Below are 19,200 nucleotides of genomic sequence, written 5' to 3' on the forward strand. Positions count from 1 at the left end.
GGTCTTATTTCTATATAGAGGGGTATGAGGTGAATAAATGGTGGCGAAGTGGTGGCAGAAAATCAAGCATCTGGTAACGCATGTCAATCATTGGATTACGGTATCCGTAGCAATTGTGTTATTAGGCGGGTTATTGTTCCTGTTATCGTTTACGAACGTATCCACGCAGTCTTACGATGTAGAGAAGTATGAGTTGGCGAAGGAAACGATTCTATCACCTATCACAGTAGAGGACACAGAAGAAACCAATCAAAAGCGAAGTCAAGCGAGTCAATCTGTGCAAGACATATACACGGTTTCAAGAGAGATTACGCTCGAGCGAATTGATTACATAGAAGAGATATTCCAAGCCGTTACAACCGTCCAGGAAGAACAAGCTGATTCGGTTGAAGATGAAGAGGGAAATAAAGCTCGAGAGGCGTTAAATGAGCAGCTCTCTAAGGAAATTACGAATCAGATTGACGTTTCGTTGTTTGAGCAACTATTAACAACGAACTCAGAAGACTTAAAGATTGCTGAAGACGTACTTAGAAATGGGTTATCTGATGTAATGGGGGAAGGAATTAAAGGTGTAGATGTTCCTGAGGCAAAGAAAGAGCTCAAGAATGAATTAGACAACTATCGTTTCTCATCTTCGTTGAAAGAGGCAATCCCAAGGTTAGTGGACTTTGCTGTAACAGAGAATATGTTTCTAGACCTCGACAGAACGGCTGAAGCGAGAACAAAGGCTGTAAATGAAGTTGAACCAGCTATGATCCAACAAGGGCAAGTACTCGTCTTTGAAGGAGAACGTATTACGAATGATGTTTATGACAAACTACAATTAGTTGGTCTGTTAGATAATAAGAGCAACAATCTTCCCTATTTAGGGCTAACTTTACTCATTGTATTAAGCATGGGGATTCTGTTTTACGAAATTGTGGTCTATTTACGACAACAACCTTCTTACCAAGGGGTTATAGCTTCAATTTTCATTATTTCACTTGTGATGTTCCTCTTTATGAAAGTAGGAAGTATCTTGCAAACATCACCTGTTGATAAACTCTATTTTGCAGCACCAATCGCAGCAGGTGCGATGTTATTAAAGCTCTTGACGAATGAGCGTACAGCAATCGTTGCAAGTGTTGTATACGCCGTATTTGGTACCGTTTTCTTCAATGGTCAGCTACCGGGTACATTGAATGTGGAGGCGGGGATTTATCTCTTGTTCTCACAGTTGTCGGGTATAGTCTTTCTGATGAATTTGAAAGACCGCATGTCTATTGTCAAGTCAGGGCTTGGTATTGCTGTGGTGAATGTGATTGCCATATTGATGTTCTACTTATTCTCTTATGAGCCTATTACGTTTGCGAATGCAGCCATTAATGTTTCTTACGGATTATTAGCTGCTTTACTGTCTTCGGTACTCACCTTTGGCTTGTTGCCTTTCTTTGAAGCGGGACTTGGAGTGTTGACAGACAGCAAACTGCTTACGCTTTCAAGCCCTACACACCCATTGCTGAAGAAGCTGTTAACTGAAACACCAGGCACCTACCACCATTCTGTGATGGTTGCTAATTTAAGTGAAGCAGCTTGTGAAGCTATTGGTGCAAATGGCTTGTTGGCTAGGGTTGCGGCTTATTACCATGACTTAGGAAAGACCGTCCACCCACATTTCTTTATAGAGAATCAGGTGGGTATTGAAAACCCACATAATAAAATGGATCCATATGAAAGTGCTAGAATCATTATTCGCCACCCCTATGACGGTGCGGACATGCTGAGGGAAAGGAAGATGCCGAGAGAGATTGTTCATATTGCTGAATCCCATCATGGTACTGGCATGCTTGCGTATTTCTATCACAAGGCGCGTGAAGAAGACCCGGAAGTAGAACATAGTCAGTTTCGATATCCTGGTCCGAAGCCGAAAACAAAGGAAGCTGCAGTCATCTGCATTTGTGATTCAGTTGAAGCAGCGGTCCGCTCCATGAATCACCCATCACCAAGTGATATTGAAGAGTTAGTGCAATCCATCATACAAGATCGCCTCACTGATGGACAATTAAACGATAGTCCATTAACATTAAAAGACGTTGACCTTGTGAAGAAGACCATCTGTCAGACATTACAGGGCATCTTTCATTCAAGAATTCAATACCCGAAAAAGCAAGAAGCTGTTAAGGAGGCTAACTGATGCAAATTGATTTTCACGACCATACAAATTCAGTAGAAGAAGATTATATCGACCTTATTCAACGCGTGCTATCCTTTGCAGGGAAGCAAGAATCTATCTCTGAAGAAGCTGAAATGTCTGTTTCTTTTGTAGATGATAAAGAAATCCAAGAGTTGAATCGAAACTATCGCCAGAAAGATAAACCGACGGATGTTATTTCGTTTGCCATGCAAGAAGAAGGGATTGGCGAAATGAAGATTATCGGTGCTGAAATCCCGCTTGTACTGGGTGATGTTGTGATTTCTGTTGACACTGCCAAAGCTCAAGCAGAAGAATATGACCATTCGTTAGAACGAGAGCTCAGCTTCTTAGCGCTACATGGTCTGCTACACTTACTTGGCTATGACCATATGAATGAGGCGGATGAGAAGACTATGTTCCAAAGACAAGAGGATATCTTGAATGCCTTTGGACTCGAACGAAACTAAGCGAAAATGGATTGGTTTCTCATACGCTTGGGCAGGCGTGCAAGCAGTTGTACGAAATGAGCGGAACTTTCGTCTACATTTAGTCGCCACAGTGATTGTCCTTCTACTAGGCTTTATTCTACAGATCAGTGCTTGGAAGTGGTGTATCTTGTTGTTGACGGTGTCGAATGTTCTCACTCTTGAGATGGTGAACTCAGCCATTGAACGAATTATGGATCATTTATCCCCTAGCAAGCATCCGCTTGTAGGAGAAATAAAGGATATCGCTGCAGGAGCTGTGTTGGTAGCGGCGATTGTAGCAGTCATTATTGGATGTATCGTATTCATACCAGAATTAAGTCCATAGACAACCTATGGACTTTTTTTGCGTTAGCATGTGCGAAATATAGGCAAGAGCTTCTTTTTACAACAGCTTTTGTCGATTGCATGAAATAACCTCGTAAATGTAGTAAAATAGAAAAAAAAGAAGAAACAACAATGGAATAAATTTTGGAGGCAGCAACATGACAGAAGCATTTAAATCAGGATTCATATCCATCATCGGACGTCCAAACGTAGGAAAATCCACGTTTATGAACCGAGTAATTGGCCAGAAGATTGCAATTATGAGTGATAAAGCTCAAACAACTCGAAACAAAATTCAGGGCGTCTACACAACAGAGGATGCACAATTGGTTTTCTTAGATACGCCAGGTATTCATAAACCGAAACACAAACTAGGAGACTTCATGGTTAAAGTGGCTGAACAAAGCTTAAATGAAGTAGATTTAGTAATGTTTATGGTCAATGCGAAAGAAGGCTTTGGTCGTGGTGATGAGTATATTATCAACATGCTCCAGAAGGTAAACCAACCTGTCTTTTTAATTGTAAATAAGATTGACGAAGTACATCCAGATGAATTACTTCCGTTAATTGATGAGTATCGTGAGCGCTACGACTTTGCAGAGATTGTTCCTATTTCTGCACTAGAAGGAAACAACGTAGACCATCTTGTTCAACTTATGACAGACCGCATGGAAGAAGGTCCGCAGTACTACCCAGAAGACCACATTACGGACCACCCTGAGCGTTTCGTTATTAGTGAAATGGTTCGTGAGAAGGCGTTGCAACTGACTCGTGAAGAGGTTCCCCACTCTATCGCAGTGGTTATTGACAACATTGAGGAGCGGGAACAGAACAATACAGTCTATGTCCAAGCTACGATCATTGTCGAGCGTTCGAGTCAGAAAGGGATTATCATTGGTAAGCAAGGTGGCATGCTTAAAGAGATTGGACAACGTGCCCGTAAAGACATTGAATCTCTACTTGGCTCTAAAGTTTATCTTGAACTATGGGTGAAGGTACAGAAGGATTGGAGAAACCGTGCCAACCAGCTTCAGGAGTATGGCTACCGTAGCGATGAGTATTAATGGTAAATATTAAATAACATGCAAACAGCCCCTTACGGAAAATCTAAATGATGAGAAGTTTCTTTACAATACTAATTAAGAAAGGTGGAGTTTTCTTGTGCTCGACTTTACATGGAAGGTTTTTAGTCAAACAGGAAACATTGAAACCTACTTGTTGTTAAAAGAAATGGAATCGGTGAGAGAAAATCATGCAGAGGAATCAGGTACTGGCTCGGTAAGGGAGCTAGATCATCAATTGTAATGTTGTTCAGAAAAGGTGAATGGATTGTTAGAGAAGGTAGAGGGAATTGTCATTCGCACTCGTGACTACGGAGAAACGAATAAGATTGTCACGATTTTCACCCGAGAAAAGGGGAAAATTACAGTAATGGCCAGAGGGGCTAAAAAACCAAAAAGCCGAATGGCTGCGACAACGCAGCCATTTGTTTATGCACAGTTTTTAGTTTATATCGGCTCAAGTATGGGGAATGTGCAGCAAGCTGAGTTCTTGGATTCAATGAGGGCGATTCGAGAAGATATTAGTAAGACGGCGTATGCTGCTTACTTAACAGAATTGACCGACAAGCTTATTGAACCAAATACACCGGCTCCGTTTCTTTTTGAGCAGCTCCTGCAGACTTTCTTGTGGATTGTTGAAGATAAAGACCCAGATGTCTTAATGCTTATGTATGAAATGAAAATGTACAAGCAGGGTGGGTTCGCTCCCCAGACGAGAGCGTGTGTGAATTGTGGGCGACAAGAAGAGATCATAGCGTTCTCCGTTATGGAAGGAGGCGTCTTATGCAATCGATGTCGCTATCTCGACCATCAAGCGTTCCATTTAACGCCAAACCTGCATAAGCTTCTAACCATTTGCCTGGAGGTAGATGTTAAGCGAGTTGGGAACATCTCAGTTAAAGAGGAGAATAAGAAGAAGCTTATGGGCATGTCAGAGCAATATTATGAACGCTATGGTGGGTATTTCTTGAAATCAAAGAAATTCCTTAAACAACTGGACATGCTTCGGTAGGCTGAACAGATAGCTTGACAACCTTCTTCTATATTTCGTATTATACTATTTACTCCTATACAAAATACACGAGCGCATGCGAGACAATTTGGGCTCGTTTCAGCTCTCGTCCCTATGAGGTTACATAGAGACGGGAGTTTTTTTCTGTTGATGTAACAACGATGTGGATGTAAGAAACAATTCTTTTAACGCCATAGAAAGTCCGATATAATGAATAAAGTATGATTATTACCTGAACTGGTGGGGTGGAAATCAAGATGGATTTAACCAAACGCCAACAACAAATCATTGAGATTGTGAAAGAAAATGGTCCGATTACCGGTGAGAATATTGCTGAACAGTTAAGTCTGACTCGCGCTACGCTCCGTCCGGATCTTGCCATTTTAACGATGGCTGGCTACTTGGATGCACGACCTCGTGTAGGCTATTTCTATACAGGAAAGACAGGGTCAGAGCTTCTAACGGAACGATTAAGAAAGTTAACCGTTCAGGAGTTTCAATCCATACCGGTGGTTGTCCACGAGAACGTATCTGTATATGATGCGATTTGTACAATGTTCTTGGAAGATGTGGGCACACTATTTGTCGTTAATGAATATTCACATTTAATCGGGGTTCTTTCTCGTAAAGACTTGCTACGAGCAAGTATCGGGAACCAGGATCTTCGTACAATCCCTGTGCATATCATTATGACAAGAATGCCGAATGTAACATTATGCTTCAAAGAAGACCTGCTTATAGAAGCTTCACAGAAACTCATTGAGAAACAGATAGATGGACTGCCTGTCGTGAAAGAAACGGAAGATGGGTATGAAGTCGTTGGTAGACTAACAAAAACAAATGTAACGAAAGCCCTCGTAGAGATGGGCAGAGATGAAAGAATTTAAAGGGAGGATGAAGGATGAGTAAGCCTATTGTCTATATAGTATCAGACTCAGTAGGAGAAACAGCCGAGCTGGTTGTAAAAGCGTCATTAAGCCAATTCAATTACGATAACTTTGAAATCCAAAGAATCCCTTATGTTGAAGATAAAGAAACGATTCACGACGCCGTCATTCAAGCGAAAGAACACGATGCGTTAATCGGATATACGCTCGTTGTTCCTGAATTTAGACAGTACTTAAATGAACTTGCGAAGAAACATGATGTGACAGCGGTCGATATTATTGGTCCAATGATTACGAAGATGGAGGACTTGTACGATAAGAAACCTCGTCTTGAACCAGGATTGGTTCATAAATTAGATGAAGATTATTTCAAGCGGGTAGAAGCCATTGAATTTGCTGTCAAGTACGACGATGGGCGTGACCCTCGAGGTATCTTGAAAGCAGACATTATCCTTATCGGTGTTTCAAGAACCTCGAAAACTCCTTTGTCTCAGTATCTAGCACATAAGCGTCTTAAGGTAGCGAATGTTCCAATTGTTCCAGAAGTTGAGCCACCTGAGGAGTTATTCCGAGTAGACCCAACTAAATGTATCGCACTAAGCATTAGTCCTCAGAAGTTGAATGATATAAGGAAAGAGCGCTTAAAGGCACTAGGATTAGATGATCAGGCGACTTATGCGAATATGGAACGGATTAAACAAGAACTAGACCATTTCCAAAATGTTGTGGACCGGATAAATTGCCAAGTAATTGATGTCTCCAATAAAGCAGTAGAAGAAACCGCAAACACGATACTTCATACAATAAATAAAAAATAACACAGGTATAAAGCCTGTGTTATCTCCATTTTAGCTGAATTTCCAATAATTTAATGAAAAAACTTATAGCATTTCACATATACCTGTATTATAATTGTAATTTGTGTAAAAATGTTTTTAGGTTGGTCAATTATAGCCTGAGTTTTGAACAGGATGAAGCATACAAGGAAACTTTCAGAATGTTTAAACTTAGTTCAATAGGAAGGATTCCCACATGGGATGTAGAATAGTTCATTATGATTGAATTGAACCCGAATGTTTATGTAGATGCAGATAGTTGTCCTGTGAAAGAAGAAATTGTGGATTTATGCGACAAGTATGACGTCATGCCTCACTTCGTCACAGCTTATGCTCATGCACCCTCTGGAGAAAAACGCGGGACGTGGCATCTAGTTGACAATCGTGGGGAAGAAGTGGATTACTTTATCTTGAACCGTTCGAAACGAAAGGATATTGTAATTACCCAAGATCATGCTCTTGGCTCTTTATTGACAGGCAAAGGTGTTTACGTATTGACCCCAAGAGGAATGGTAATCAGCGAGGGCAATGCAGAAGAACTCCTTTTCCGTAGGCATGAACGTATGCAACTAGCGAAGAAGCAGATTCGCGTCAAAGGACCTCGAAAGTTTACAGAGCAAGACCGAACCACATTTATCTCTACATTTGAAGAAATTTTGTCGAATCATGAAGGGATTTCTCGTCCTTTCTAGAATAAACAGTAAACATGGTGATTCTATGTCAGACCGTATTCCAGACCATATTATCGAAGAGGTTCGCAATAGCAACGATATTGTTGACGTTATCGGTGAATATGTTCAATTAAAACAGAAAAGCAGAAACTACTTTGGTTTGTGCCCATTTCACGGGGAGAAAACGCCATCGTTCTCTGTGTCACCTGACAAACAAATCTTTCATTGCTTTGGATGTGGCAAAGGGGGAAACGTTCTCACTTTTATTAGGGAGATTGAAGGGGTATCGTTTAGAGAGGCCGTTCAACTTCTCGCTACCAAAAGTGGGCACGAAATCCCGAATGAAGCCCAACAGCAGCAAGAGAACACTCAACAAAATCAAGAAGCAAATAACTTACTTAACGCTCATGAATGGTTAACTAAATTGTACCATCACTTACTTCGATATACAAAAGAAGGTAAGGAAGGTCTCCATTACTTGAAAGAGCGTGGGTTCACGGAAGAAATCATTGATACCTTTCAGCTCGGATTTGCTCCTAATTCTAAAGACTTCACAAAGAAGTTTCTTGAGAAGAAAGGCTTTCACCCGCAAACAATGGTGAAAGGCGGACTTCTGTCCGTAAATGATTCGAGCGAGTACTCCGACAGGTTCCGTGGAAGGGTGATCTTTCCAATTCGTAACCATCAAGGTAAAACGGTTGCGTTTGGAGGAAGAACTGTAGGTAATGGTGACCCCAAATATCTAAACAGTCCAGAAACAGAACTCTTCCACAAAGGACGTCTGCTGTATAATTTTGATTTGGCAAGACCAGAAATCAGAAAAACAGGAGAAGCCATCCTTTTTGAAGGCTATGTCGATGTTCTTGCTGCTTATCAAGTAGGTGTCAAGAATGGAGTTGCTTCATTAGGAACCTCCCTAACTGAAACGCAAGCAAAGTTGTTGCGTAGGTATGTAGACAGGGTCATCATTAGCTATGACTCAGACAATGCTGGGATAGAGGCCGCGAAAAAAGCGGCGAAGATCCTAAAGCAGGTCGGATGTGAAGTACGTGTGGCCCAATTGAACTATGGCATGGACCCGGATGACTACATTAAGGAATATGGTGGAGAACGGTTCAGACAAGTTGTAAATGATCAAAGTTCAACCTATATGACCTTTATGATGACCTACTTGAAACGTGGATACAATCTAGCTAATGAAGGGGATCGTATTCAATACATTGAACAAGTATTGGATGAAATCTCTACTTTAGACAAGCCCATTGAACGAGACCATTACGTAAAAGAACTGGCGACGGAATATGACTTATCTAAAGAGATTTTAGACCGCGAATTAGCTCAACGATTGAAAAAACGAGGGTATAAGGATAATCAGGAAGGGAATAGACATACTAACTATGAGAAAAATTCCTATTCCAGAAATAAGAAGTTGTTACCTGCTTTCCACAACGCGGAACGACACCTGATTTATTATATGCTTCAAGAGGCTAGAATCGCTGAACAAGTACAGGATGAAATAGGTGGAGCTTTTAATATGAGTGAACACCAAGTGATTGTCACTTACTTGTATGCATTCTACGAGGAAGGTCATGCTCCAAATCCGGTTCAGTTTATGGAACAGCTCCCAGAAGAGCTTCAAGGACTTGTTTCTGAAATTATCATGCTTAATCTTTCTCCTGACATTACATCTAAGGAGATTCAGGATTACATGTTACGAATTCAAGCGAAACGAAGCGAGAAAGAAGAAATTTCTGTACTTGAAGCAGAGCAAAAAGAAGCGGAGCGCCAAAATGACCCTATCAAGGCAGCACAAATTGCCATGCAAATTGTTCAATTGAAACAGAGCTTAAAACATTGATTTTAAATGTTTGCTATATAAGAAAGAAACAGAAGTCTGGAAGGAGGGGGACTCATGGCACAAAAGCCATCTAACTCACAGCAATCTACTACAGAGAATGAGCTAACCCTGGAACAAGCGAAGGAACAAATCGTACAACTTGGGAAAAAGCGCGGTATCTTGGCGTATGAAGAAGTTGCAGAGCGCCTTTCTCAGTTTGAATTAGACTCCGATACGATGGACGAATTCTATGAGCACCTTAACGATCAAGGAATTGAAGTAATTGGTGACCAAGAAGAAGATCCGTCTACGAAGCAGCTTAACAAAGAAGAAGAATTCGACTTAAACGACCTGAGCGTCCCGCCTGGCGTTAAAATTAATGACCCAGTACGCATGTACTTGAAGGAAATTGGTCGAGTTGACCTTCTTTCAGCTAACATGGAGATTAGTCTCGCTCAACGTATTGAAGAGGGCGACGAAGAAGCAAAGCGTAAATTAGCAGAAGCAAACTTACGACTAGTTGTAAGTATTGCTAAACGCTATGTTGGACGTGGAATGCTCTTCCTTGACTTAATTCAAGAAGGAAACATGGGTCTTATTAAGGCCGTTGAGAAGTTTGATTACCGTAAAGGGTATAAATTTAGTACGTATGCGACTTGGTGGATTCGTCAAGCGATTACACGTGCTATTGCAGACCAGGCTCGTACGATTCGAATTCCAGTACACATGGTAGAAACAATCAACAAATTAATCCGAGTTCAACGTCAACTCTTACAGGATCTAGGTCGTGAGCCATCTCCAGAGGAAATTGCGGAGGATATGGATCTAACTCCTGATAAGGTTCGTGAAATCTTGAAGATTGCTCAGGAGCCGGTATCTCTTGAAACGCCAATCGGTGAAGAGGACGATTCTCATCTTGGTGATTTCATTGAAGACCAAGAAGCAACATCTCCTTCTGACCATGCGGCATATGAGCTACTTAAAGAACAACTTGAAGATGTACTTGACACCCTAACTGACCGTGAGGAAAACGTACTTCGTTTACGTTTCGGTCTTGATGATGGTCGTACACGTACACTCGAAGAAGTTGGTAAAGTATTTGGTGTGACGCGTGAGCGTATTCGTCAGATTGAAGCAAAAGCATTGCGTAAGCTTCGTCACCCAAGCCGTAGCAAGCGATTAAAGGATTTCCTTGAGTAAGTTAATGTGCGCAGTTGTGGGGCGATTCGCCCCTTTTCTGTGCTTTTTTTATATTATCTTTTAAGGAAGTGACAACTTGGATGAGAACCGTAAGCGAATCGTAATAGAAGAAGTCACTTATTGGAAAGACAATCATTTGCTTCCTAAAGAGTATTGTGACTTTCTGTTAGCTCTTTACTATCAAGGTGAAGAGGATACAGAAGATTTTATTCAAGAGTCAACCCGCACTATAAACAAAGAAAAAGTCTTATTTGGTATACATGCAGCCTTGTTACTCATGATGATTCCGGTTTCATTTCTTGTCATTTATTTTACTGAAATATCCATCCTATTGCAAACTGGTTTGGTGACCTTTTTACTTCTATTATTAGTGGGGGATTATTTCTTTTCTTCTAGGCAGAATTCAATCCTAACCCATGTCGTATTACTTGTATTCTTCCTTTTGCTCTTCCTTGGTATGATGACTGTATTGAATGAAATGGGTGCTTCGATTGCAATCATACATAGTGCAATTGCCTTAAACTGTTTGCTATGGATACTTTTTGGGTATTTTAGTAAATATACATATGTGTTAGGGCTTGGCATTGCAACGTTGTTGGCTTGGCTTGTGTATTACTTTTTGTAATTCTCATATGTAACCCTTTTCTAAAAGGTGGATATAAAGTAAAATAAACATAGTTTGTCCGTTGTTATGACAAATTTGGGGATACATAAGGAGGAAGAGACATGAAGCGAAATCCAGTATTGCCTTACGCTCTCATTGGAGTATTAGGTATTACCGTCATGATTGTTATGTCTTTCGTGGGGTTAAACCAAGCTGAACAAGCTGGTGAAGAGGGAGAAGCAAAGCAAGAGCAGACGGAAGGTAATGGTGAAGGCGGCGGAGAAACAGCTGGCGACCCTGAGGCTATTTATCAGAACAACTGTGCCAGTTGTCATGGTGGAGATTTAAGCGGTGGATTTGGACCGGCATTGCAACAAGTTGGTGGAAGTTATTCTGCTGACGAAATTGCGAATATCATTACGAATGGTAAGGGGCAAATGCCTCCTCAGAACCTAGATGAATCTCAGACCCAGACCGTTGCTGAATGGTTAGCAGAGAAAAAATAAAATACGATTGCAAAAGCTTTCTGTCTTTTCAGAAGGCTTTTCTTTTTGAAGCTTAGGTGGTAAAACATGAACAGTCTACAACTATCCAAACGATTAAAGACCGTTGCATCCTATGTGGAACAGGGTGGCGTAATCGCAGACATTGGCTCTGATCACGCGTACCTCCCGTGCTACATTTGTTTACAGGACGAAACGGCCACGGCTATAGCTGGTGAAGTAAACCAAGGCCCTTACGAAGCTGCTAAGGGTGAAGTAGAACGCCAAGAGCTTACTGCTCGCATCCAAGTACGTAAGGGAGATGGGTTGCAAGTACTAGATCCAAATGAAGCAACTCACATTACCATTGCAGGCATGGGAGGGACGTTAATCTCCAGTATCTTAGAGAACGGGAAGTCTTCTTTAGCTGGGGTGAAACGGATTATTACACAACCGAACGTGGATGCAGAAGATGTCCGTCGATGGTTCAGAAAAGAAGGGTATGCGCTTATAGACGAAACCATTCTCGAAGAAGACGGTAGAATTTACGAGGTGCTTGTGGCGGAACCTGGCAACCCATTCGCTGCTTACTCAGAACAAGAACAAGAACAAGAAAAAGAGCTATGGTTTGGACCTTATTTATTGAAGAAACGTCAACCTGCTTTCTTGAAGAAGTGGCAATTAGAAAAGGGCAAGCTCAATCGAGTAGTTGGGCAAATGAAACAAGCTCAACAACCAGATGAGTATAAAATCTTACAATTTAACGAGAGAATAAAGTGGATTGAGGAGGTTATGCACAATGGGTAAAGTAGCAACAGGTCAACAAATTATTAAGTGGTTCGAACAGTTTGCCCCTAAGCATCTAGCAATGGATGGCGACCCAATTGGATTGCATGTAGGAACCCTTAATAAGAAAGTGAACAAAGTAATGGTAACGCTCGATGTACTAGAAAATGTCGTTGACGAAGCCATTGAGCAAAACGTAGATTTAATTATTGCTCACCACCCTCTATTATTTAAACCTTTAAAACAGGTCAGTCCGGACCAAGAAAAAGGGCGGATTGTGCAGAAGCTTCTTGCGCACGATATTGCCGTCTATGCGGCTCATACAAATCTCGACGTTGCAGAAGGTGGCGTCAATGATGCGATGACAATGGCGCTTGGTTTAAAACCTGATTCTGTACTAGTTGAGACTGGGAAGGAAACGTTATACAAACTAGCTGTATATGTTCCAAAGACCCACGAAGATACCGTAAGAGAGGCTCTAGGGAATGCTGGAGCAGGGCATATAGGTGAATATAGTCATTGTATGTTCCAAACGGCTGGTACAGGCTCCTTTAAACCTCTAGAGGGCTCAACTCCTTATTTAGGTTCACATGGTGAGATTGAGTATGTAGAAGAGGTGAAGATTGAAACAATCGTCACAGAGAGCACTTCACATTCCGTAATGGAAGCCATGAAAGATGCCCATCCTTATGAAGAAGTGGCCTATGATCTGTATAAACTAGAAAATGAAGGACCGAGTTATGGAATTGGACGCCTTGCGACATTAGAAGAACCTATGACCCTTAAAGAGTTTGCGGAGCATGTAAAGACTAGTTTCCAAGTTCCTGCACTAAGGGCGGTAGGAGACATGGAAAAAGTCGTGAAGAAGGTTGCTGTGCTCGGTGGAGATGGCAATAAATATATTTCTGTTGCAAAGAAGAAAGGCGCGGATGTTTTCATTACGGGAGACCTTTACTTTCATGTGGCACATGATGCTCTTGGCATGGGATTAAATGTTATTGACCCTGGTCATCATGTAGAGAAGGTTATGAAAGAAGTAGTAAGTGAATACCTTAAACGCACGTTTGACAAGCACTCGATTACTACAGAAGTCATTGAGTCAAATGCGCATACAGAACCATTTCAATTTTTATAGAGGATAGTTTCGTCCGTTAGACTGTTGAGAAGATAATCTCGACAGTCTTTTCTTTTTAGATGAACGATATCGTTGGAGAGAATGACTATAAAAAGAGAATAGAAAAAGCTTGTAGAAAAAACATGGCTTTTCTACAAGCTTTTTTCGAATTTCTTTTATGATTTTTTCGTTTTGACTTTAGGAAGGATTTTTCTTTGTTCAACTTTTGAAGATAGGTCCCAGTCTTTCTCTTCGTCTGGGTTATACCCCTCAATAAACTTAATGACTTCTTTCACAATCGGTGTAGGTGTAGATGCACCAGCTGTAACGGCAACTTTCTGCACACCTTCAAGCCATTCTAACTTAACCTCAGAAAGATCAGAGACGCGATAAGCTTGTGTGCCAGCCTTCTCAATAGAAACCTGTGCTAAACGGTTGGAGTTGTTACTTCTTGGGTCTCCAACGACTAATGTTAAGTCCGCTTCCCCAGCTTGTTCAGAAACGGCTTCTTGTCTTACCTGAGTAGCCATACAGATTTCTTGGTGAATCTCTGTCTGAGGATATTTCTCTTGAACACGGAGCATAACATCATAAACATCCCATTGGCTCATGGTTGTTTGGTTCGTAACAAGAATCTTGTCGCTGTCAATTTCAAGGTTCTCTACATCTTCTTCGTGTTGAATTAAATGTACGTGACCAGGCGCAACACCAAGAGCACCTTCTGGTTCTGGGTGACCAGGCTTGCCAATATACACAATCTCATAACCGTTAGCAACCTGTTCGCGAATTAAGTCGTGCGTTCTTGTTACGTCTGGACATGTTGCATCAAGTACAGTGAGTCCTTTCGCTTCTGCACGCTCACGTACCTCAGGTGAAACACCATGAGCGGTAAAGATGACCGTTCCTTCATGTATATCTTCAAGAAGGTCTAAACGGTTCTTCCCATCAAGTGTGACCACACCTTCAGTTTCAAAGGCTTCTGTAACGTGTTTATTATGAACAATCATCCCAAGGATGTATAATGGGCGAGGTAAATTTGGATCCTTAGCGGCATTGCGGGCGATGACCATCGCATCAACCACTCCATAGCAATACCCTCTAGGAGCAATCTTAATGACTTCCATTTCTGTTCCCCCTCTCGCTTACATAACAAGAGTAAAGCTCTTATCATTTCTAGCCCTATTATAAAGGGAAATGCTCGAGATTACAAAAGAAGTCTTACCTCTATTGCGAGTTAATGTGGAAGTTTGTCAAATACTTTACTATAATAGGAAGAGATGAAGTCAATTTAAAGGAGTTTATGCATGAAAGATATCACATTTCAATCATTTGCACTTAAGCCAATGATTCATGATATTACAAAGGAATTGAGGTTCGACAAACCTACTTCCATCCAACAGAAAGTCATTCCCGCTGCTTTACGCGGAGAAAGCATTATTGGACAATCCCATACTGGTTCAGGGAAAACCCATGCTTTCTTGCTTCCGTTGATTAATAAATTAGATGAAACAAAGAAAGAAGTACAGACAGTTATTACAGCGCCAACTCGTGAATTAGCAACGCAAATTTACGACGAGGTTCGTAAGATTATTAACTATGCTGACAAAGAAGGCGTCTGGACTGCCAAGCTGTTTGTGGGTGGAACAGATAAACAAAAAACCATTGAAAAGCTAACTCAGCAACCTCAAATTGTTGTAGGTACACCTGGACGTATATTAGACCTTGTTAAAGAAGAAGCGCTCAATGTGCATACGGCTCATTCATTTGTGCTAGATGAAGCTGATACGATGCTAGACCTAGGGTTTATTGAAGAAGTGGACCAAACGTTACTACGCATGGAGCGAGATATTCAGCTACTCGTATTCTCAGCGACCATCCCAGAACGTCTACAGCCATTCTTGAAGAAATACTTGGAAAATCCTACGCATATCAAAGGAGAAGAAGGAAGACCTGCTCCTGAATCAATGGAACACCGCTTAATCCCATTACGACACCGGGATAAAAGCGATATGATTATCCGAGTTTCTAAGCTTATTCAGCCATATTTGGCTATTATCTTTGCTAACAAGAAAGAGCGTGCAAATGAATTAGCGAACGAGTTAACTGAAAAGGGTCTAGACGTAGGCATTTTACACGGTGGATTATCACCGCGTGAACGTAAGCGTGTCGTTAAAGAAATTAAAAACCTTCGCTATCAATACATTGTTGCAACAGACTTAGCAGCACGTGGCATTGATATTGAAGGGGTCAGTCACGTCATTAATGCTGATCTTCCGAAAGAGGAGGAGTTCTACATCCACCGTGTCGGTCGTACGGCTCGTGCGGGCTTAGAGGGTACAGCAATTAACTTGTATTCAGAAGAAGATGAACCTCTAGTAGAAAAGCTTGAGAAACGCGGCATTAAATTTACGAACTATGATGTGAAAGGCGGCGAGTGGAAAGAAATTCGTGAGCGTCATCAGCGTAGTAACCGTAAGCGTGAGGAGAACACTGAGGATAAGGAAGCTTGGCAGCGCGTAAGAAAACCTAAAAAGGTAAAGCCAGGCTATAAAAAGAAAATGAAAAAAGAAGTTTCTCAAATGAAGAAACAAATTAAGAAACGCAACAATCAGAAGCGTAAATAAAACAAATCCCATTGCCAAAGGCAATGGGATTTGTTTTTATTCCATAGATTGTAGCAGCTCAGTTTTCCAATCTGTAAAATCACCTTTTCGTAAGGATTCAATCTCGTATTGGTAAGGTGGCTTTTTATTCTTCTTGTCGTTTCCTACATAAGGAGTTTCTAAAATTTTGGGAACATGAGCCAGTTTAGGGTGGTGGACGATATAGTTGAGTGCATCAAACCCAATGTGGCCATACCCAATATTCTCATGGCGGTCTTTACCTGCGCCGCGTTCGTTTTTGCTGTCATTAATATGCAAGACCTGTAAGCGATCTAATCCGATGATTCGGTCAAACTCCTCTAACACTCCGTCAAAGTCATTCACGATATCATACCCGGCATCGTGGGTGTGGCACGTATCAAAGCATACAGACAATCGTTCGTTGTGTTCAACGCCTTCAATAATTTGTGCGAGCTCTTCGAAATTGCGTCCAATCTCGCTTCCTTTGCCAGCCATCGTTTCTAAGGCAATTTTAGTGTGTGTTGTTTCTTTCTGTGCGAAGACTTCGTTTAGACCTTCAATAATCTTTGAAATTCCTACGTCGGCTCCTTCGCCTACGTGTGATCCCGGATGGAGGACAATTTGGTTCGCGAGCTGTAAGGCTTCTACACGCTCGATTTCATTCGCAAGAAACTCAGTACCTAGCTCGTACACATGAGGTTTAATGGTGTTCGCAATATTAATGATGTAAGCAGAGTGAACGACAACCTCATCAATGCCATGCTCTTTCATGTGAGCAAGGCCGTTCTCTATATTTAAGTCTTCAATGGGTTTTCTGCGTGTGTTTTGTGGAGCGCCTGTATAGATCATAAATGTATTAGAACCGTAAGAAACGGCTTCTTCGCTTGCGCCAAGTAGCATTTTTTTACCGCTCATTGAAACATGGGAACCTAATTTGAGCATGGGTCTGTCATCTCCTTGCATTACTTTATAATTATTATCAATTACTATCTAATACTATATAAAATTGAGGCGTTGGTCAAATTAGGTTCGCTTCTTCCTAAGGTTAGAGTAAATGTTCGAGCCCATGTTCTTTCACAATTGCATTAAAAATCTTATTTACCTGTTGTGCAGTCTTTGGGTCCGTAATTTGTGCAAGCTTTTTTAACGCTTTCATACGATCTTTTTCGTCTAAGGGGTTTAAATCTGTTGATTTGAGGTATTTAACTATAGCGTCTGCCTGAGTCTTTGTAAGTGGGACTTCATACTCTTTGCTGTATTGAATCAATTCGTTTGCAGTAATTTTTTTAAGTCGTTGTTTCACCATTTGTTTGATCATACTCTTCACGTCCTCATCGCCTCCCTTTGCTGTTCGTTATGGGCAGTATATGTGTCCGTCTATGGAGGTGTGAGCAGACAGTATCACTTTATTGACATTGCATTTACATTGCAAACAGAAAGGAGTTCCGCTATTATATCCATCGTGCCCTTTGTCATGATCCTTGAAAACAAGATTGCCACGTTGAAGGAGTGAGACAATGAAAAATTATAAGTCTTATTTACATTTGATAATTGTTTTGGGCTACATAACAGGAGCGTATTTCTTACTAACTTCTATTTATGGGAACCAAACAGAAAAGCTTCAAGCTGAGAATACACAATTAAAAATGGAGAATGAACAGCTTGAAAGCGAAAAGGATTATTTACAAAAGAAGCCTGGTGAAATACCCGGTGAAGATGCAAATGGTTATTTAACCTGGACAGAGTATGAAGAAGTTGCCAACTACATGGTAGAGAAAAGCGACGGAAACTTTAAAAAGTCATGGGCGCTTTATCTTGCTAAAGAAGCAGAACGGTATAGCATTGATCCTTTCTTAATTTTTGAACTGCTTCGTGTAGAAACTGGAAACACGTTTAACCCGGAACTTGTCGGTCCAGAGACGAAATATGGACATGCATACGGTATGGCACAATTTATGACCAATACAGCCCCTTGGATTGCAGATATGGCAGGTCTTCCTTATGAGAAGGATTTGTTGTATGACCCTTATTATTCCATGCAATTATCGTTAGTTTACTTAGATTATTTACACAATCGATACAGCAATTGGGACAAAGCCTTAACTGCTTATCATCGAGGGATGACTGGGCTAGAGAATTATATTGAAGAGAATGGCCATGCGAATAGTTGGTATGCAGAAGAGATACAGGCAGAAGCAGATTCACATCAGGCGTTCGCAGCTGCTCCATAAAAATAATAAATTACCATGTAATGATTGATGTCGTCCTTCACACACTAAGTATGCACCTTTTCTTAGAAAGTGAGGGACTTTACAATGGGGTCTAAAGAAAAGAAGCATCATGAGCATGTAGAAGATGCCCCTCGTTATGACGAGGAAGAGCGCATTGAGCAGAAGGTTGAACACAATGGTGCGGTAGAAGATAAAGCCGGTCACCTTGGCATGGACCGTAATACGGATCAAACGTTAGCATCAAGTATCTACCATGGTGAAGATGTTGTAGAGGCTGCGGATGAACATGCATTGGACACGAAGAAAATGGGTGATGACGATCTTATCACGGACCGTCAGCCTGTAAAATACGTGGAGGAAGAGCCTGCTCTTCATGACCACGTAGAAAGAGAGCGTAGAGATACGGAGTTTGCACAAGAGGCAGCTGTAGCCGGGAATTCTGTTCGAGAACCTGTCAAACATGATGAACGGGAATCGGATATGACGACGGAGGCCAATGCTGGACTTGGCTGGATAGCTGTAATTGTGTCTATTGTGTCCTTTTTTATCTTTCCAATCATCTTCGGAGCGGTTGGGGTAATTATGGGATTCATGGCACGACGAAGAGGTGCAGAAACGTTAGGGAATACAGCTATTGTGGCTGGTGCCATTTCGGTTGTACTTTCCTTATTCTTCGCTACGTTTTAATAGGTTCTAAGTCAATTGTTGGGGTAGGAGGCAAACTCCTGCCCCTTAACCAACTTGAAAGTCTTTTGTATGTTTGTATTGATGATGCAGAAGAATCTTCAATCGGAAACGGTCATACCTTCGGAATCCGAACGCATCTCGCTTAATAACCTTCGTTTGATTGTTCAACCCTTCTACGAATCC

22 protein-coding genes are annotated in these 19,200 nt (G+C 41.3%); 18 read left to right on the forward strand and 4 right to left on the reverse strand.

Going from position 1 to position 19,200, the window contains the following annotated elements:
* Positions 1–40 precede the first annotated feature (40 nt).
* From H513_RS0119085 to H513_RS0119155, 15 genes are all read left to right on the forward strand, one after another.
* A complete protein-coding gene (locus tag H513_RS0119085) occupies positions 41–2,173 on the forward strand; it encodes an HD family phosphohydrolase (protein WP_231572064.1) in 2,133 nt (710 codons plus the stop codon).
* Positions 2,173–2,640, forward strand: coding sequence for an rRNA maturation RNase YbeY (ybeY, locus tag H513_RS0119090; protein ID WP_026802167.1), 468 nt, complete (start codon positions 2,173–2,175; stop codon positions 2,638–2,640). The genes H513_RS0119085 and ybeY overlap by 1 nt, the downstream gene beginning before the upstream one ends.
* The gene (locus H513_RS0119095; protein ID WP_026802168.1) at positions 2,615–2,986 is read left to right on the forward strand and encodes a diacylglycerol kinase; all 372 of its coding nucleotides are present in this window, start codon (positions 2,615–2,617) and stop codon (positions 2,984–2,986) included. Before ybeY ends, H513_RS0119095 begins: the two co-directional genes overlap by 26 nt.
* A 157-nt stretch (positions 2,987–3,143) precedes the next feature.
* Positions 3,144–4,049 (forward strand): GTPase Era, encoded by a 906-nt coding sequence (gene era, locus H513_RS0119100; protein WP_026802169.1) that lies wholly within the window; start codon positions 3,144–3,146, stop codon positions 4,047–4,049.
* 97 nt (positions 4,050–4,146) lie between these two features.
* Complete coding sequence (locus tag H513_RS21375) at positions 4,147–4,290, forward strand: YqzL family protein (protein WP_081658349.1); 144 nt, start codon at positions 4,147–4,149, stop codon at positions 4,288–4,290.
* 15 nt (positions 4,291–4,305) lie between these two features.
* A complete protein-coding gene (recO, locus tag H513_RS0119110) occupies positions 4,306–5,058 on the forward strand; it encodes a DNA repair protein RecO (protein ID WP_330981667.1) in 753 nt (250 codons plus the stop codon).
* A gap of 257 nt (positions 5,059–5,315) precedes the next feature.
* Positions 5,316–5,945, forward strand: a complete 630-nt coding sequence (gene ccpN / locus H513_RS0119115) for a transcriptional regulator CcpN (protein ID WP_026802171.1) — start codon at positions 5,316–5,318, stop codon at positions 5,943–5,945.
* Between the two features lie 14 nt (positions 5,946–5,959).
* A complete protein-coding gene (locus tag H513_RS0119120) occupies positions 5,960–6,763 on the forward strand; it encodes a pyruvate, water dikinase regulatory protein (RefSeq protein ID WP_026802172.1) in 804 nt (267 codons plus the stop codon).
* Positions 6,764–6,999: 236 nt separating this feature from the next.
* Positions 7,000–7,473 carry a YaiI/YqxD family protein gene (locus H513_RS0119125; RefSeq protein ID WP_036769169.1) on the forward strand — a complete coding sequence of 158 codons (474 nt, stop codon included), beginning with the start codon at positions 7,000–7,002 and terminating at the stop codon, positions 7,471–7,473.
* Positions 7,474–7,498: 25 nt separating this feature from the next.
* Entirely contained in the window at positions 7,499–9,310 is a 1,812-nt protein-coding gene (gene dnaG, locus H513_RS0119130; protein WP_026802174.1) for a DNA primase, read from the forward strand.
* Between the two features lie 54 nt (positions 9,311–9,364).
* Positions 9,365–10,489 carry an RNA polymerase sigma factor RpoD gene (rpoD, locus tag H513_RS0119135; RefSeq protein ID WP_026802175.1) on the forward strand — a complete coding sequence of 375 codons (1,125 nt, stop codon included), beginning with the start codon at positions 9,365–9,367 and terminating at the stop codon, positions 10,487–10,489.
* Between the two features lie 76 nt (positions 10,490–10,565).
* The gene (locus tag H513_RS0119140) at positions 10,566–11,114 is read left to right on the forward strand and encodes a hypothetical protein (protein WP_026802176.1); all 549 of its coding nucleotides are present in this window, start codon (positions 10,566–10,568) and stop codon (positions 11,112–11,114) included.
* A 101-nt stretch (positions 11,115–11,215) separates the two neighbouring features.
* Complete coding sequence (cccA, locus tag H513_RS0119145) at positions 11,216–11,599, forward strand: cytochrome c550 (protein WP_026802177.1); 384 nt, start codon at positions 11,216–11,218, stop codon at positions 11,597–11,599.
* Positions 11,600–11,665: 66 nt separating this feature from the next.
* Positions 11,666–12,382 carry a tRNA (adenine(22)-N(1))-methyltransferase gene (locus tag H513_RS0119150; RefSeq protein WP_026802178.1) on the forward strand — a complete coding sequence of 239 codons (717 nt, stop codon included), beginning with the start codon at positions 11,666–11,668 and terminating at the stop codon, positions 12,380–12,382.
* A complete protein-coding gene (locus tag H513_RS0119155; protein WP_026802179.1) occupies positions 12,375–13,496 on the forward strand; it encodes a Nif3-like dinuclear metal center hexameric protein in 1,122 nt (373 codons plus the stop codon). The genes H513_RS0119150 and H513_RS0119155 overlap by 8 nt, the downstream gene beginning before the upstream one ends.
* A 155-nt stretch (positions 13,497–13,651) precedes the next feature.
* On the opposite strand, the gene H513_RS0119160 is transcribed toward H513_RS0119155, so the two are convergent.
* Entirely contained in the window at positions 13,652–14,599 is a 948-nt protein-coding gene (locus H513_RS0119160) for a 4-hydroxy-3-methylbut-2-enyl diphosphate reductase (protein ID WP_026802180.1), read from the reverse strand.
* 180 nt (positions 14,600–14,779) lie between these two features.
* Between H513_RS0119160 and H513_RS0119165 the strand changes: the two genes are divergently transcribed.
* Complete coding sequence (locus tag H513_RS0119165) at positions 14,780–16,099, forward strand: DEAD/DEAH box helicase (protein WP_026802181.1); 1,320 nt, start codon at positions 14,780–14,782, stop codon at positions 16,097–16,099.
* Positions 16,100–16,135: 36 nt separating this feature from the next.
* Here H513_RS0119165 and H513_RS0119170 read toward each other — a convergent pair whose 3' ends face one another.
* Positions 16,136–17,041 carry a deoxyribonuclease IV gene (locus H513_RS0119170; RefSeq protein ID WP_026802182.1) on the reverse strand — a complete coding sequence of 302 codons (906 nt, stop codon included), beginning with the start codon at positions 17,039–17,041 and terminating at the stop codon, positions 16,136–16,138.
* A gap of 103 nt (positions 17,042–17,144) precedes the next feature.
* Entirely contained in the window at positions 17,145–17,417 is a 273-nt protein-coding gene (locus H513_RS0119175; RefSeq protein ID WP_036769231.1) for a DUF2624 domain-containing protein, read from the reverse strand.
* Positions 17,418–17,643: 226 nt separating this feature from the next.
* Here H513_RS0119175 and H513_RS0119180 point away from each other — a divergent pair, with 226 nt between their 5' ends.
* Together H513_RS0119180 and H513_RS21760 are read left to right on the forward strand one after the other, a co-directional pair.
* Positions 17,644–18,330, forward strand: a complete 687-nt coding sequence (locus H513_RS0119180) for a transglycosylase SLT domain-containing protein (protein ID WP_233422730.1) — start codon at positions 17,644–17,646, stop codon at positions 18,328–18,330.
* 84 nt (positions 18,331–18,414) lie between these two features.
* Positions 18,415–19,017 carry a DUF4190 domain-containing protein gene (locus H513_RS21760; RefSeq protein ID WP_051240169.1) on the forward strand — a complete coding sequence of 201 codons (603 nt, stop codon included), beginning with the start codon at positions 18,415–18,417 and terminating at the stop codon, positions 19,015–19,017.
* A 45-nt stretch (positions 19,018–19,062) separates the two neighbouring features.
* Here H513_RS21760 and H513_RS20750 read toward each other — a convergent pair.
* A partial coding sequence (locus H513_RS20750) for a transposase (RefSeq protein ID WP_036803335.1) occupies positions 19,063–19,200 on the reverse strand: 138 nt, incomplete at its 5' end.

It is taken from the genome of Pontibacillus halophilus JSM 076056 = DSM 19796, assembly GCF_000425205.1.
GTDB lineage: Bacteria > Bacillota > Bacilli > Bacillales > BH030062 > Pontibacillus_A > Pontibacillus_A halophilus.